The sequence below is a fragment of the Pseudomonas sp. KBW05 genome (genome assembly GCF_003852405.1).
GTDB lineage: Bacteria > Pseudomonadota > Gammaproteobacteria > Pseudomonadales > Pseudomonadaceae > Aquipseudomonas.
On sequence record NZ_QAJM01000046.1, the window covers coordinates 274 to 14,424 of the forward strand.

Here is a 14,151-nt window from a genome sequence, read left to right on the forward strand (position 1 = left end):
CCGAGTGTTGGGGCAAGAGCCCTTTTGGTTACTTTTGGGGCTCTTTTCCAAAAGTGACCCGCCGTAAGGGCGGAACCATAAGCCGCCGTTACCGAAGAAACGGATATACACCCGATCTGAAAAAACTTGACCCCGATCAATGGCCCCCCAAACCAACCTCCGTACCATCACTACATATTGTGCCCAGTAAACAAAAAACATCTATATGCAGTGCTAGGAGCCCCCAATGCAAACCGCTCTCACCCCGCTGGCCAGCACCCACCTCCATAAGCGCGACGGCACCCTGGCCCCCTTCGACGCCGAAAAAATCCGCCAAGCCCTGATCGCCGCCGGCAACGCCACCACCGAATACCAACCCACCGACGCCGACTTACTACTGGGCGCCGTGTTGGCCCGCCTAAGAGGCATCGAACACCTGGACGTAGAACAAATCCAGGACAGCGTCGAGCGCGTATTGATGGACGCCGGCCACTTCCGCTCAATGCGCGCCTACATCGTCTACCGCGAACAACACGGCCGCCTGCGCCGCGACCGCAAGACCCTGGTAGAAGTCGCCACCTCCATGAACGAATACCTCGACCGCGAAGACTGGCGCGTCCAGGCCAACGCCAACCAGGGCTATTCCCTCGGCGGCCTGGTGCTCAACGTGTCAGGCAAAGTCACCGCCAATTACTGGCTCGACGAGGTCTACAGCGAACAGATCGGCCGCGCCCACCGTGAAGCCGATCTGCATATCCACGACCTGGACATGCTCGCCGGCTACTGCGCCGGTTGGTCGCTACGCTCGTTGCTGCACGAAGGCCTCAACGGTGTACCAGGGCGGGTCGAGGCGGGGCCGCCCAAGCACTTGAGCAGCGCGTTGGGGCAGATGGTCAACTTCCTCGGCACCCTGCAAAACGAATGGGCCGGGGCGCAGGCGTTCAGTTCGTTCGACACCTACCTGGCGCCCTATGTGCGCAAGGATCAGCTGAGCTACCCCGAAGTGCGCCAGGCGGTGCAGGAGTTCATCTACAACCTCAACGTGCCGTCGCGCTGGGGCACCCAGACGCCGTTCACCAACCTGACGTTCGACTGGGTGTGCCCCGAGGATCTGCGCGAGCAAGTGCCGGTGATCGGCGGTGAAGAAATGCCGTTTGCCTATGGCGAGCTGCAAGACGAAATGGAGCTGCTCAACCGCGCCTACATCGAAGTGATGCAGGCCGGGGACGCCAAGGGCCGGGTGTTCACCTTCCCGATCCCGACCTACAACATCACCCATGATTTCCCCTGGGACAGCGCCAACGCCGATCGCCTGTTCGAGATGACGGCACGCTATGGCTTGCCGTATTTCCAGAACTTCCTCAATTCCGATATGCAGCCCAACCAGGTGCGCTCAATGTGCTGCCGCCTGCAATTGGACGTGCGCGAGTTGCTCAAACGCGGCGGTGGTTTGTTCGGTTCGGCGGAGCAGACCGGCAGCCTGGGCGTGGTGACGATCAACTGCGCGCGCCTGGGTTACCTGTTCAAGGGCGATACCTCGGGCCTGCTGCAACGTCTCGACCAACTGATGCAACTGGCCATGGAAAGCCTGGAGGTCAAGCGCAAGGTGATCCAGCACCATATGGATGCCGGCCTCTACCCGTATACCAAGCGCTACCTGGGCACGCTGCGCAATCACTTCTCCACCATCGGCCTCAATGGCATGCACGAGATGCTGCGCAATTTCAGCGGTGACGAGCAGGGCATGCACACCGCCCAGGGCCGTGAATTCGCCCTCAAGCTGCTCGACCATGTGCGTGCCACCTTGCTGCGTTTCCAGGAAGACACCGGCCACCTCTACAACCTCGAAGCGACGCCGGCGGAAGGCACCACCTACCGTTTCGCCAAGGAAGACCGCAAGCGCTACCCGCACATCCTGCAAGCCGGCAGCGACGTCGCGCCGTACTACACCAATTCTTCGCAATTGCCGGTGGGCTTTACCCAGGACCCGTTCGAGGCCCTGGAGCTGCAAGACGAACTGCAATGCAAGTACACCGGCGGCACCGTGTTGCACCTTTATATGGCCGAACAGATTTCTTCGACCCAGGCCTGCAAGCAATTGGTGCGCAAGGCGCTGGGACGTTTCCGCCTGCCGTACCTCACGGTCACGCCGACGTTTTCGATCTGCCCGGTGCACGGCTATCTCGCGGGCGAACACGAGTTTTGTCCGAAGTGCGATGAGGTCTTGGCCGCGGCTCAATAAGTTTTTTCAACCCCAAGGAGATTCACCATGCAAGCAACCCAGCCACAACGTCAGCGCTGCGAAGTCTGGACCCGGGTGATGGGTTATCACCGACCGGTGTCGGCGTTCAACCCCGGCAAGCAGTCCGAACACAAGGAGCGCGTGCACTTCACCGAAACCGCCGCCGTGGCCGTGCGCCAATGAGTCGAGCGCTACGGGTCGGGGGCCTGGTGCCCCTGACCACCCTCGACTACCCCGGCATGCTCGCCTGCGTGCTGTTCTGCCAGGGCTGTGCCTGGCGGTGTCGGTATTGCCATAACCCGGACCTGATCCCGCCGCGCGCAAGCACGGAGATGGATTGGCGCCGGGTATTGCTGTTTCTGCAGCGCCGCCAGGATTTGCTCGATGCGGTGGTGTTCAGCGGTGGCGAGCCGACCTTGCAGGAAGGCTTGCCGGCGGCCATGGATGAAGTGCGCGCGATGGGGTTTCGCATTGGCCTGCACAGCGCCGGGATCAAGCCGGCAGGGTTTGCCAATGCCTTGCGCCATGCCGACTGGGTCGGCTTTGACGTCAAGGCGCTGGCCGAGGATTGCCCGTCGGTCACCCAGGTCAAGGGCAGCGGCACAGCCAACTGGCGCAGCCTCGACACCCTGCTGGCCAGTGGTGTGGATTACGAATGCCGCACCACCGTGCATTGGCACTTGATCGATCCGCCACGCTTGTTGCTGCTGGCCCAGCGTTTGCAGGCCTTGGGTGTGCAGCGCTTTGCCGTACAGCTGGTGCGCACGGCGAGCATGCTCGATCCGCAACTGGCGACTTCACCGGCGCAGGCCCGCTTGCCGGAGTTGTGGGGCCGTCTGCACGAGTTGTTTCCCGCTTTTGTATTGCGAGGGTGATCAGCCCTCGGTTGGATTTTAAAGATGCTGCCCATCGTGGGCAGGTGTTCATCAAGGAATGTTAAGAATGACGCAGTTAACCACGGCACAACGCATTGTCATCGGCTTCGCGATTGCGCCGCTGGCCCTGGTGGGCTTGGTGTTTTACGCCTTGCACGACCTGGCAACCCTCAAGCAGCAATCCGAGCAGATCGTGCAGCAGGATTGGCCGCGCATCGCCCCCATCATGGTGATCGCCACCGGCGTGCGTGATAACGGGCGCAACACCCGCGACCTGTTGATCAGCCAGGACAATCAGCAGGCCCAGGAGGCCATCGGCACCACGCGCCAGCGCATCACCGAGGCCTTCGCCACCCTTGAGCCGCTGCTCGACAGTGCCGAAGGCAAGGCCGCCTACGCCACGTTGAAAAGCCATCGCGAAACCTACGTGGCGGCGTTTACCCAGGTGCAGGCACTGATCAAGCAAGGTGCCCGTGAACAGGGCCTGGCCCAGCTCAAGCAACAGGTGATGCCGGCCGAAGCGCAGGTGTTCAAGAGCCTGGACGCGCTGATGGCGATGCAAGGGCGGTTGTTCAGCGAGCGTGAACAGGCGGCGCAGAGCCTGTATGACGAGGCACGACGCAACATGATCGGGCTGTTCCTGCTGTGCCTGGCCCTGGTGGTCACGGCCGCCGTGATCGTCACCCGCAGCGTGACCCGGCCGTTGGGCGGCGAACCGGATGAGGTGGCGCGCGTATTGAGCCACATCGCCGAGGGCGACCTGACCATCGACGTGCCGCTGGGCAACAGTGCCGACGGCAGCGTGATGCGCAACCTGCACCATATGCAGCAGAACCTTAACCAGATGGTGCGCCACATCGCAGCCTCGGTGGACGGCGTGGCCAGCTCTTCCGAAGAACTCAGCGCGGTCAGCAGCCAGACCAGCGGCAGCTTGCAGTCCCAGGGCCAGGAGATCGAACAGGCGGCCACGGCGGTCAACGAAATGACCGCCGCCGTGGATGAAGTCGCGCGCAATGCGGTGAGCACCAGCGAGGCGTCGCGCCTGTCGGAACAGACGGCCCAGCGCGGGCGGGCCCAGGTCCAGGAAACCGTGGCGTCGATCAACACCCTGGCCACCGGCGTGGTGGAAACCTCGGAGCGTATCCAGCAACTGGCCGGGCGCGTGCAAGACATCAGCGGCGTGCTCGAAGTGATCCGCAGCATTGCCGACCAGACCAACCTGCTGGCCCTCAACGCCGCCATCGAAGCCGCCCGGGCGGGCGATGCCGGGCGCGGGTTTGCGGTGGTGGCTGATGAGGTGCGCGCGCTGGCCCATCGCACCCAGGCCTCGACCCAGGAAATCGAGCAGATGATCGGCAATATCCGCCAAGACACCGAACACGCCGTGTCGGCGATGCACAGTAGCAGCGAGCGCGTGCAGGCGACCCTCGGCGTGGCGCAACGCTCGGGTGAAGCGCTGGAGGAAATCACCCGCTCGATCTCGCAGATCAACGAACGCAACCTGATGATTGCCAGCGCCACCGAGGAGCAGGCGCTGGTGGCGCGGGAGGTGGATCGCAACCTGGTGGGGATTCGCAACTTGTCGCAGCAGGTGTTGCAGGGCGCGTTGCATACCGAAACGGCGGGGCATGACCTGGCGGGGATGGCGAGTGCGCTGCACCAGACGGTGGCGCGGTTCAAGGTCTGAGGGCTGGAGTAGGCGGCTTGTGTGGGAGCGGCGGTGCGACGATTCGACTTGCTCGCGAAAGCGGTGTGTCAGTCAACACATCTGATACTGATGTACCGCATTCGCGAGCAAGCCCGCTCCCACATTGGGTTCAGTCTGTATCAGCCATTTCGGGTCAAACCCGATTGATGTCGGTCAAGACTCGGCGTGGACAATGAGGGTAGCTTGCAGTCATCGCTCGCCGCCAGGAACTCTCATCATGGCCAAGCCTTTCCCACTGCACCCCAAGCATCCCGAGCGCATCTGCTGGGGCTGTGATCGTTATTGCGCCGCGACCGACCTGGCCTGCGGCAATGGCGCCGACCGCACCATGCACCCGGCGGAGATGCTCGGGGATGACTGGTACGAGCACGGCGATTGGGGACTTGCCCCAGAGCCGCCAGTGACCGATGAACCGTCAGTGGCCTGAGCGGGTTTTTTCCTTGTCGCAGAACTTTTAATGAACCCTCGGGGCCGATGCTTGACCTAACCCATACGACCTGGGAGGTGAAGCATGGAAATTCAATATATCTGGATCGGTTTGGCCGTGATTCTGCTGGTGTTGGAATTGTGGGCGATCAATACCGTACTGCGTAGCACGGGGGGCTGGGAGAGCAAGGGCTTGTGGCTGGTGATCCTGATCTTCGTGCCGCTGCTGGGCTTGATTGCCTGGGCGATGTTCGGACCCAAGCGCCAGATGCCGGAGCATCGCAAGGGCTGAAACGTGCATGAAAAATACCGGCGCCTCTGAGGCGCCGGTTTTCATTCTGGAGTGATGACCTATTCGACTTCCACCCGCAACACTTCCAACCCCAACTGCTCATAGACCTCCACACTGGGCACATGCCACTCGGTAATCAGTGTGTGAATGCGGCTGCATGGCGCCACCACAAAGGGTTCCACCGCGCCCAGTTTGTCCGCCATGGTCACCGCAATCACCTGGGAGGCGCTGTCGAGCAGGGCTTGCTTGACCGCCACTTCATCAAAATGCAGGGAGGTGATGCCGACCTGCGGGTGCAGCGCACACACCCCGGTAAACAGCAGGTCGGCCTTCACGCTTTGAATCAGGCGCACGGCTTCGTGGCCGCTGGTGGACAAGGTCGCCGGGTTGAGTTGGCCGCCCGCGAGGATCACTTTCACCTCGGGATGGTCCGCCAGCGCGATGGCGATCATCGGCGACGGCGTGACCACGGTCAGGCGGATCGAACGCGGCAGTGACTGGGCGATCTGCAAGGTGGTCGAACCGGAATCGAACAGCACGATCTGGCCGTCTTCGACCCGGTCGGCAGCCAGTTGTGCGAGGTGGCGCTTGGCTTCGTTGGTCTCGCCCACCCGGGTGAAGAAGTCCTTGCCGGTGTCCTTGGGCCGGGGCAGGGCGCCACCGTGTACCCGTTGCAACAGGCCTGCGGCGGCGAGTTCGCCGAGGTCGCGGCGGATGGTGTCCGGGGACACGGCAAAGTGCTCCACCAAGTCGGCGGCGGTGACTTTGCCGTCGCGCTCCAGCAGCAACAGGATTTTCTGTTTGCGCAACGAAGGCAGGTCGATGGCGGCATGGGTGTCGTGCATGTTTGTGCGCCTTTATGCGGTTTTGTGCGAGATTAGTCGCCCGCCGATGTAAACGCAATGGCTGGTTGCGCCGCCGATGGGCGGTTACTCTCTGTGCTCAGCCCAGGGAGAGGTCACTCAGATGTCGTTGATCACCACCATCGAAGATTTACGCAAGCTCGCGCAAAAACGTGTGCCCAGGATGTTCTACGACTACGCCGATTCCGGCTCCTGGACTGAAAGCACGTACCGGGCAAATGAAAGCGATTTTGCCCGCATCAAATTCCGCCAACGGGTGGCGCGCAATATCGATGAACGTTCGATCCGCGCCACCATGATCGGCCAGGACATGGCGATGCCGGTGGCGCTGGCACCTACCGGTTTGGCCGGCATGCAGCATGCCGATGGCGAGATTCTCACCGCCCGCGCCGCCGCCGCGTTTGGCCTGCGTTATACCTTGTCGACCATGAGCATCTGTTCGCTGGAAGACATCGCCGAACACGTCGGCCAGCCGTTCTGGTTCCAGTTGTATGTGATGCGCGACCGCAGCTTTATCGAGCAACTGATCGAGCGGGCCAAGGCCGCTGGCGTGGACGCATTGGTGTTGACCCTCGACCTGCAAATCCTCGGGCAACGCCACAAGGACCTGATCAACGGCCTGTCGGCGCCGCCCAAGCTGACCTTGCCGAATATCCTCAACATGGCCACCAAGCCGCGCTGGGTGATGGGCATGCTCGGCACAAAGCGTCGTGGTTTCGGCAATATCGTCGGGCATGTCAAAGGCGTGGCGGACATGAGTTCGCTGTCGTCGTGGACTGCCCAGCAATTCGACCCGCGCCTGAGCTGGGACGATGTGGAGTGGATCAAGAAGTGCTGGGGCGGCAAGCTGATCATCAAGGGCATCCTCGATGTGGAAGACGCGCGGCTGGCGGCCAACGCCGGTGCGGACGCGCTGGTGGTGAGCAATCACGGTGGCCGTCAACTGGACGGCGCACCGTCGAGCATCAGCCAATTGCCGGCGATTGTCGAAGCGGTGGGGGAGCGCATCGAAGTGTGGCTCGACGGTGGTATCCGTTCCGGCCAGGACGTACTCAAGGCGATGGCACTGGGGGCCAAAGGCACCATGATCGGGCGTCCGCACTTGTATGGTTTGGGCGCGATGGGCGAGGCGGGCGTGACCAAGGCCCTCGACATCATTGCCCGCGAACTGGACGTGACGATGGCCCTGTGTGGCTATAACGATATACGCGATGTGAATCGCGAGATTTTGCTGCCGGGTACATTTCCCGAAAGCATTTACTGAGCAAAAAAATCGTAAAAAAGTAAAAAGAGTTGTCCACGAAAACCGTGGGTATCTCTGTGGATAACTTTGCAAGACCCCGGCAGGTATGGCGATTTAACCAAAGGTCAATATTTGATCAACTTTCCGCGCGGGCCAGTATGGCCAGGGTTTGCGCTTGACACGCAAGCGCGAACCCAGTGCCGAAAAGCGCTTTTACGAGTCGCCGTTGCGGCCTGTGGAGTGCGTCACCACCTGGGCCGGCATCTGCGCTTGCATCAGTTTGTCCAGCGCCTGGCCATAACTGCGACCGGCCAGGCTCATGCTGTTGTTATGGCTGGCGCCGGGCACCAGCAACAAGCGCTTGGGTTCCAGGGCGGCTTTGAATAACTGCTCGCTGAAACGCGGCGGCACATAGCGATCATCGAGGCCATGCACCACCAGCAGCGGCATATGGATATCGGCGATCTTGTCGATGGAATCGAACTTCTGCGACAGCAACCAGCGCACCGGCAGCGAGGTATTCGCCACGGCGGTGGCGACATCCGCCAACGAGGTAAAGGTGGACTCGATCACCAACCCGCGCACCGGCAACGGCACCTGCTTGCCCAGTTCGGCCGCGAGGTCGATGGCCACGGCACCGCCGAGGGAATGCCCATAGATCAGGCGTTTGCTCGGGTCGGGTTGCAGGGTCTGGAAGCGTTCCCAGGCGACGCGCGCATCTTCGTACACCGTGGTTTCCGACGGCAGCTCGCCGTGGCTCTGGCCGAAACCGCGATAGTCGATGGCCAGCACCGAGTAACCCAGGGCGTGCAATTGCTCGATGCGAAACAGCTGCCCGGTGAGGTTCCAGCGCACGCCGTGGAGGTAGAGGATGGCGGGCGCGTCTTTCTTGGCTGCCGGGTACCACCAGGCATGGATGTTCTGCCCTGGCTTGAAACTGGCGGGCTTGAGTTCGAACTCCTGCACGGCCTTGGGCAGGCCGGTGTACCAGCCGGCGGTGCCCGGTTCGATACGAAATACCAGCTCGCGTTCTTTTTGTTGCAGCACGCTGCAACCTACCGGCAGGCCGACGATCAGCAGCGCCATGCACATCAAGGGCAACCAGCGCAGGCGCAGGCGCGACAGAAAACGTGAAGACATGAAGGTTCCAGGACGAAGGTGAAGCAGGGGTTTTAACAGATGGCCCGTACAGGCAGGAATTAATTCGACAGTCGTAAACGGGGATTGCTTGCAAAGTGTTACAGCATTGAACAATGCATGCAGGGATTGTTAGGGTGATCGGCCAAACAGGAGGGCAAGTACATGGATTTCACCGGCAAGACAGCCATCGTCACCGGCGGGGCACGCGGATTGGGGCTCAGCTATGCGCGGGCGTTGGCCCAGGGCGGGGCGCGGGTGGTCATCAGTGATATCGGCGCCGACACGGTGGGCTCCGGCAACGATGGGACGGTGGCCCAGGCCGCTGCCGCCGCACTGCAGGCCGAAGGCCTGAACGTGATCGGCCACAGTGGCGACCTGTCCACGGATGACGGTTGCCGGCAACTGATCCACGTGACGATCGAAACCTTTGGCCAACTCGACATCCTGATTCACAACGCCGGCTGGGTGGGTTACCAACGCATCGAAGACCTCGACGCCGCGTTCCTGCAACGCGCCATGGACATCAACCTCTATGCGCCGCTGTGGCTATGCAAGCACGCCTGGCCACACCTGCTGCAATCCTGCGCGCCACGCATCATCCTCACCACCTCCGACCGCGCCATGTACGCGCAGTACGAGCAGACCGGCCTGGTGGCCTATAGCGCCGGCAAGATGGCGCAACTGGGGATCATGAATGCGCTGGGCCATGAAGGCGCGCAAGCGGGGATTCGGGTCAACGCGATCTCACCGGTGGCCAAGACACGCATGTGGGGCGTGACCGAGGCGCCGGACGAGCTCAAACCCGAGTGGGTGACGCCGGGCGTGCTGTTCCTGGCATCGGCGCAGTGCGAGGACACGGGTTACATCCTGCGTGCCAGCAACGGCCAATTCACCGCCACGCGCTTCACCGAAAACCCCGGCGTGGACTACCCGCGCAACCTGGCCCGGATCAAAGCGGGCACTGCGCAAGAAGTCGCAGCCGCCTGGGATAGCATCAAACAAGCGCTTCCCCTTTCGTGAGAAAACCAACCATGAACCAAAGCCCCGTTCGCATCACCGCCGAAGAAACCCTCTCGGACAACTGGTACCTGCTGAAAAAATACAGCTTCGACCTGCGCCGCCGCGACGGCAGCTGGCAAGCCCAGACCCGCGAGGTGTACGACCGTGGCAATGGTGCGACGATCCTGCTGTACAACCGCGCGCAACGCACCGTGTTGCTGATCCGTCAGTTCCGCATGCCCACCTTCGTCAACGACTACCCCGGCTACCTGATCGAAACCGCCGCCGGGTTGCTCGACAACGCCAGCCCCGAAGAACGCATTCGCCTGGAAGCGGAAGAAGAGACGGGCTATCGCGTGGGGCATGTGGAGAAGGTGTATGCCGCGTTCATGAGCCCGGGGTCGGTGACGGAGCGGATTCACTTCTTTTTGGGGGAGTATCAGCCGGGGGATCGAGTGGGGTCGGGCGGTGGGTTGGAAGAGGAGGGTGAGGATATCGAGGTGCTGGAGCTGGGGTTTGAGCAGGCGCTGGGGATGGTGCAGAGCGGGGAGATTGTGGATGGGAAGACGATTATGTTGTTGCAGTGTTTGGAGCTAAGGGTGTTGAAGGAGGGGTGGTGAGGCGGATGGTTGTGCTGGTTTTGAATCGGTGATTTTTGCCCCACGGATTGCGCTTTGTGGTGAGCTCAAGCTGTGGGGCGGTGTTGTGGGTGGCGGCTGTAGCTTTTATAGAAAGGCCACATCAATTCGTTCTACCGTTAATTTTATAAGTGAGTCGTTAAGATCTGGATGGTCATGGTGGATCCCGTCAACCGTCAATAACGTAAATGTGTTGAAGGTGTTGTTGTTTAATGTTCCGTAGAGAACATAAGCAAAACTGTTATCTATTCGTTCGATCAGAATGCTGGTTGAACTGATTTTTTGGGTCTCGTAATGTTCAGATAAATATAAAGTCAGTTCAACGGCATAAGTCATCCCTACTTTGATTTCGTACGGGAAGTAGCTGGCGAAGCACGTGACTAACGTTCCGTCAATGAGCAGTGTGACCTCTTCGTCTACGAGTTCATCGATTGCTATCACCGTTGCTTGCTTGATCGTACTTAGTATGGGGTCTGGTTTTTTTATCATTGGTGTCGCCATTTTTTGTTATCCATTGATTTGCTGTTCATTTCGTCAAGTCCATGACGAGTCCTTCTTTACGTGCGACTAGACGCTATCCTGCCTTGATAAGGCTTGCCAGTCCGCAGGTGGGTGTTCGTGTGGAGGGGCAGGCCTTAAAAACTCGTCCTGCTTCCGAATGGCGTCCTCCGGTTTAACTGGTCTATTCGCATTACGTTTGTACCTCAAAGACTCGTCGAACATACTGACTACGTGCTCAAGCCATGATTTTCCTGATTTCCACTGATAGGGGTAGTGGTAATGGCAGTACTGTTCACATAGCAGATTTTCTTGAAGGGCTGACTCATTTGTATGTGAGCTTATCAAGTCTAAAATTTCTTTTCTGACGGTAATGATGACGTCTTTAGGCGAGTCTTGTAAGAACGTGTCAATTACGTCGTCGGGCGAGGGGTGATCCTCTGCCCAGTCCTGGTTGAAGTACGCGCCCATAAATTGCTGGAGTTCTGTTAGTGGTTTATTCATTTTCTACTGAGTATTCGGTCAGTGATAGGTGATTATCATCAGGGGCGCGACATTTTTGATGTCAGGTACTGGGTATCGTTCCCCCCGATGAGGGGATTACTGAGATTTTGATTGGTTCCTGTCTTTTGTTAGTGTTGAGGCGATGTGACGAAGCCATGTTTTTCCGTCTTTCCATTCATTTGGATAGTAGTACGCGCATCCGATTTTAGTAAATAGGTAGTTCTGGAGTTCTTGCTCTGTCAGGTCGGTTAGTATGAGTTTTTTGAGTTCCTGTTGCACTTTTTTGAGCGACTCTTTCGATACTTCGGAAATGAAAAAGTGAATCACGTCGTCAGCGCTTTCGTGTTCATCAACCCAGTCTTGGCTAAAGTAGCCTGCCAGGAACTGCTGTAATTCGGGGTAATCCTGATTCATGGGTTCGGGTATCCAGTGTGAATTCTATAGCCGGTAGGCATCTTTTTATCTTTTCGGATAATAAGGTAAATCTCTGCGCCAGGAACCGCTGACTTAGCTCCACGCTTCCAGCTAGTTCCTACAGGCTCTGAGGCTTTTTCAATAACTACAATTTGGTTGTCTTTGCCCTTAAGGAAATCACTTATTTTGGATTGGTTGCCGTCGATTACTTTTGATACTGCTGACTCTGCTGTGGCTCGATCTGGAAAGGTCGAGGCTGTAGGTACATTTGGTTCGTTCTTCAAACGATCTTTTAATTGTTGATCCGTTCTACCAACGTGCTTTTTCATAAGATGTCCTCCTGCCGCCTCGTGTGCTGCTAGACCTCCCCCAGGAACTATTGTGCTAAACGGTCCCTCCGGACAATTTGTGTCTTTACAGCTCAGTCCTAGCGGATCAATCCACCCCGTCGGATTGGGTACATACCGATACCCATTGATCCCCCCCGCCAACTTCACCGGGTCCGGCGTCAGGTAGCGACCAATATCCGGATTGTAGTAGCGATGCCGGTTGTAGTGCAGCCCGCTTTCCGCGTCGAAGTATTGGCCTTGGAAACGCAACGGGTTGTCGATTTTTCCGACGTCGAGGCGGGTGATTTCGCCGTAGGCGCGGTAGTGGGCGGACCAGGCGATTTCGCCGCTTGGGGTTGTCAGTTCCTGCGGTGTGCCGAGGTGGTCCAGTTGGTAGTGATAGGCCTGGGTGGCTTTTGGACCGAAGCCTTCCAGCAGGGCCAGCGGGCGGAAGCTGTTGGGTTCGTAGAGGTAGCTGCGATGGCGATCCGCATGGTGTTCGGCGATCAGTTTGTCGCCTTGCCAGAAGAACTCGGTCGTCAGGCCGTCAACGGTTTTGCTGATGCGTCGACCGAAGGGGTCGTAGCGGTAGCTGACGGTTTGTCCGTCCGGTGTTGTGACGGCGATCAGCCGATGCTGGCAGTCGTAGCGGTATTGGGTGACGAGTTGATGGCCTTTGCCGCGCCGTTCACGGATCAGGTTGCCGAACGCGTCATAGTCGTAGTGCCGATCCCCCTGGATCATTAGCCGATTGCCCGCGACGATGTCCGGGCCGGGGCGGTTTTGCATCAATAGATTGCCGGCCGGGTCGTGGGCGAAACGTTCCTGGTGATCCTGGGAATGGTCGGCGCGGGTCAGGCGATTTAGAGGGTCGTAGCTGTAGTGGTGTTCGCCCTTGCGGGTGTCGAGGATGCGGGTCAGGTTGCCGGTTTTGTCGTAGTCGTATTGGCGGCGGTAGAGGTGGTTTTGCTGCTGGGTGACGGTGTGGGCGTGCAGGCGCTGCTGGTCGTCGTAGTGGTAGTGGCTGAGCAGTTGGCCTTGTTGGCGCTGGTGTTCCTGGCCGGCTTTGAACAGGTGGGAGGTGAGGGTTTCACCGTTCAGTTCGACGGTGGCCAAGTGACCGCCCTTGCCGTGGTTGAAGGTGACACGGTTGTTATCCGGCAGGCGCAGGTGTTGCAGTTGGCCACAGGTGTCGTAGTCGTAGCGCAAGGTGCCCCAGCCTTGGTGTTCGGCGGTGAGGCGGTTTTGTCGGTCGTATTCGTAGGCCAATGACCAGTGGCCGTCTTCGACGCCCAGGAGGTTGCCTTGGCGGTCGTAGGTGTAATCGACAAGGTTGCCATCGGGCAGGGTTTTTCGTACGAGGCGGCCGGCGAAATCGCGCTCGTAGCGGGTGACGAGCTGACTGCCGTCATCGCCGTGTTCGGTTTTTTCCCGCAGGTTGCCGTTGAGGTCGTAGAGGTAGGCCGTGCGCTGGCCGTCGAAGCCGGTTTCCTGTTGGATCAGGCCGTTGGGGTGGTACTGCAACCCATAGATTTCGCCGACTTCGTTTTCGATCTCGGTCAGCAGTAACCGCACGTTGTCGTAGCGGTATTTGACCTGGGTGCCGTCAGCATTAATGCGGCGACTGATGAGGTGCAGGCCATCCGCATATTCGTAGCGGGTGACATGCCCCAATTCATCGCATTCAGCGGTGATTTTTCCATACGGGTTGTAGCTGTATTCCCGCGTCGAATCGTCTGGCAAAACCACACGAATCAACCGACCCACGCTGTCCCACTGGTACTGGGTTAGCGCACCGTGTTCATCCTCGCGCGCAACCTGGCGCCCAACATCGTTATAGCGATAGCGCTTGATACCGCCATTGGGCAACTGTTCCTCAACCAACTGCCCACGCTCATTCCACACCAGCCGATGGCCGCTGTGATCGGGATACCAAACCCCGGTCAGTTGCCCGTGTTTGTTGTAGCTGTAGTCCGTGGTATTGCCGTCTGGATCAGTCCT

The 14,151-nt window shown here is 59.4% G+C and carries 13 protein-coding genes and 1 pseudogene; 8 read left to right on the forward strand and 6 right to left on the reverse strand.

The features are described 5' to 3' along the window. Positions 1–226 precede the first annotated feature (226 nt). The 5 genes and pseudogenes from DBR46_RS28045 to DBR46_RS28070 all read left to right on the forward strand — a co-directional run. Positions 227–2,401 (forward strand): annotated as a pseudogene (locus DBR46_RS28045) (ribonucleoside triphosphate reductase); the annotation flags it as partial. Continuing rightward, positions 2,401–3,096 (forward strand): anaerobic ribonucleoside-triphosphate reductase activating protein, encoded by a 696-nt coding sequence (locus DBR46_RS28055; protein ID WP_124529367.1) that lies wholly within the window; start codon positions 2,401–2,403, stop codon positions 3,094–3,096. The pseudogene DBR46_RS28045 and the gene DBR46_RS28055, both read left to right, overlap by 1 nt. A 67-nt stretch (positions 3,097–3,163) precedes the next feature. Next, positions 3,164–4,783 carry a methyl-accepting chemotaxis protein gene (locus DBR46_RS28060; RefSeq protein ID WP_124529370.1) on the forward strand — a complete coding sequence of 540 codons (1,620 nt, stop codon included), beginning with the start codon at positions 3,164–3,166 and terminating at the stop codon, positions 4,781–4,783. Between the two features lie 238 nt (positions 4,784–5,021). Continuing rightward, complete coding sequence (locus DBR46_RS28065) at positions 5,022–5,231, forward strand: DUF3079 domain-containing protein (RefSeq protein WP_124529372.1); 210 nt, start codon at positions 5,022–5,024, stop codon at positions 5,229–5,231. Positions 5,232–5,315: 84 nt separating this feature from the next. Continuing rightward, positions 5,316–5,522 carry a PLDc N-terminal domain-containing protein gene (locus tag DBR46_RS28070; protein ID WP_017737271.1) on the forward strand — a complete coding sequence of 69 codons (207 nt, stop codon included), beginning with the start codon at positions 5,316–5,318 and terminating at the stop codon, positions 5,520–5,522. Positions 5,523–5,581: 59 nt separating this feature from the next. On the opposite strand, the gene DBR46_RS28075 is transcribed toward DBR46_RS28070, so the two are convergent. Then, positions 5,582–6,367, reverse strand: a complete 786-nt coding sequence (locus DBR46_RS28075; protein WP_124529374.1) for a DeoR/GlpR family DNA-binding transcription regulator — start codon at positions 6,365–6,367, stop codon at positions 5,582–5,584. Between the two features lie 121 nt (positions 6,368–6,488). On the opposite strand from DBR46_RS28075, the gene DBR46_RS28080 reads away from it, so the two are divergent. Beyond that, positions 6,489–7,649 (forward strand): alpha-hydroxy acid oxidase, encoded by a 1,161-nt coding sequence (locus tag DBR46_RS28080; RefSeq protein ID WP_124529376.1) that lies wholly within the window; start codon positions 6,489–6,491, stop codon positions 7,647–7,649. Positions 7,650–7,841: 192 nt separating this feature from the next. On the opposite strand, the gene DBR46_RS28085 is transcribed toward DBR46_RS28080, so the two are convergent. Next, complete coding sequence (locus DBR46_RS28085; RefSeq protein ID WP_124529378.1) at positions 7,842–8,768, reverse strand: alpha/beta hydrolase; 927 nt, start codon at positions 8,766–8,768, stop codon at positions 7,842–7,844. A 162-nt stretch (positions 8,769–8,930) separates the two neighbouring features. Between DBR46_RS28085 and DBR46_RS28090 the strand changes: the two genes are divergently transcribed. Both DBR46_RS28090 and DBR46_RS28095 read left to right on the forward strand, forming a co-directional pair. Continuing rightward, positions 8,931–9,788, forward strand: a complete 858-nt coding sequence (locus tag DBR46_RS28090) for an SDR family NAD(P)-dependent oxidoreductase (RefSeq protein ID WP_124529380.1) — start codon at positions 8,931–8,933, stop codon at positions 9,786–9,788. Between the two features lie 11 nt (positions 9,789–9,799). Then, positions 9,800–10,387 (forward strand): NUDIX domain-containing protein, encoded by a 588-nt coding sequence (locus DBR46_RS28095; protein ID WP_124529382.1) that lies wholly within the window; start codon positions 9,800–9,802, stop codon positions 10,385–10,387. A 105-nt stretch (positions 10,388–10,492) separates the two neighbouring features. On the opposite strand, the gene DBR46_RS28100 is transcribed toward DBR46_RS28095, so the two are convergent. From DBR46_RS28100 to DBR46_RS28115, 4 genes are all read right to left on the reverse strand, one after another. Beyond that, positions 10,493–10,906: a hypothetical protein gene (locus DBR46_RS28100; RefSeq protein WP_124529385.1), complete on the reverse strand. Its 414-nt coding sequence runs from the start codon at positions 10,904–10,906 to the stop codon at positions 10,493–10,495. Between the two features lie 66 nt (positions 10,907–10,972). Further along, positions 10,973–11,407: a contact-dependent growth inhibition system immunity protein gene (locus DBR46_RS28105; protein WP_158619165.1), complete on the reverse strand. Its 435-nt coding sequence runs from the start codon at positions 11,405–11,407 to the stop codon at positions 10,973–10,975. 96 nt (positions 11,408–11,503) lie between these two features. Next, positions 11,504–11,821, reverse strand: coding sequence for a contact-dependent growth inhibition system immunity protein (locus tag DBR46_RS28110; protein WP_124529387.1), 318 nt, complete (start codon positions 11,819–11,821; stop codon positions 11,504–11,506). Further along, positions 11,818–14,151: RNase A-like domain-containing protein (locus tag DBR46_RS28115; protein ID WP_148090403.1), on the reverse strand; the 2,334-nt coding region annotated here is incomplete at its 5' end. The genes DBR46_RS28110 and DBR46_RS28115, both read right to left, overlap by 4 nt.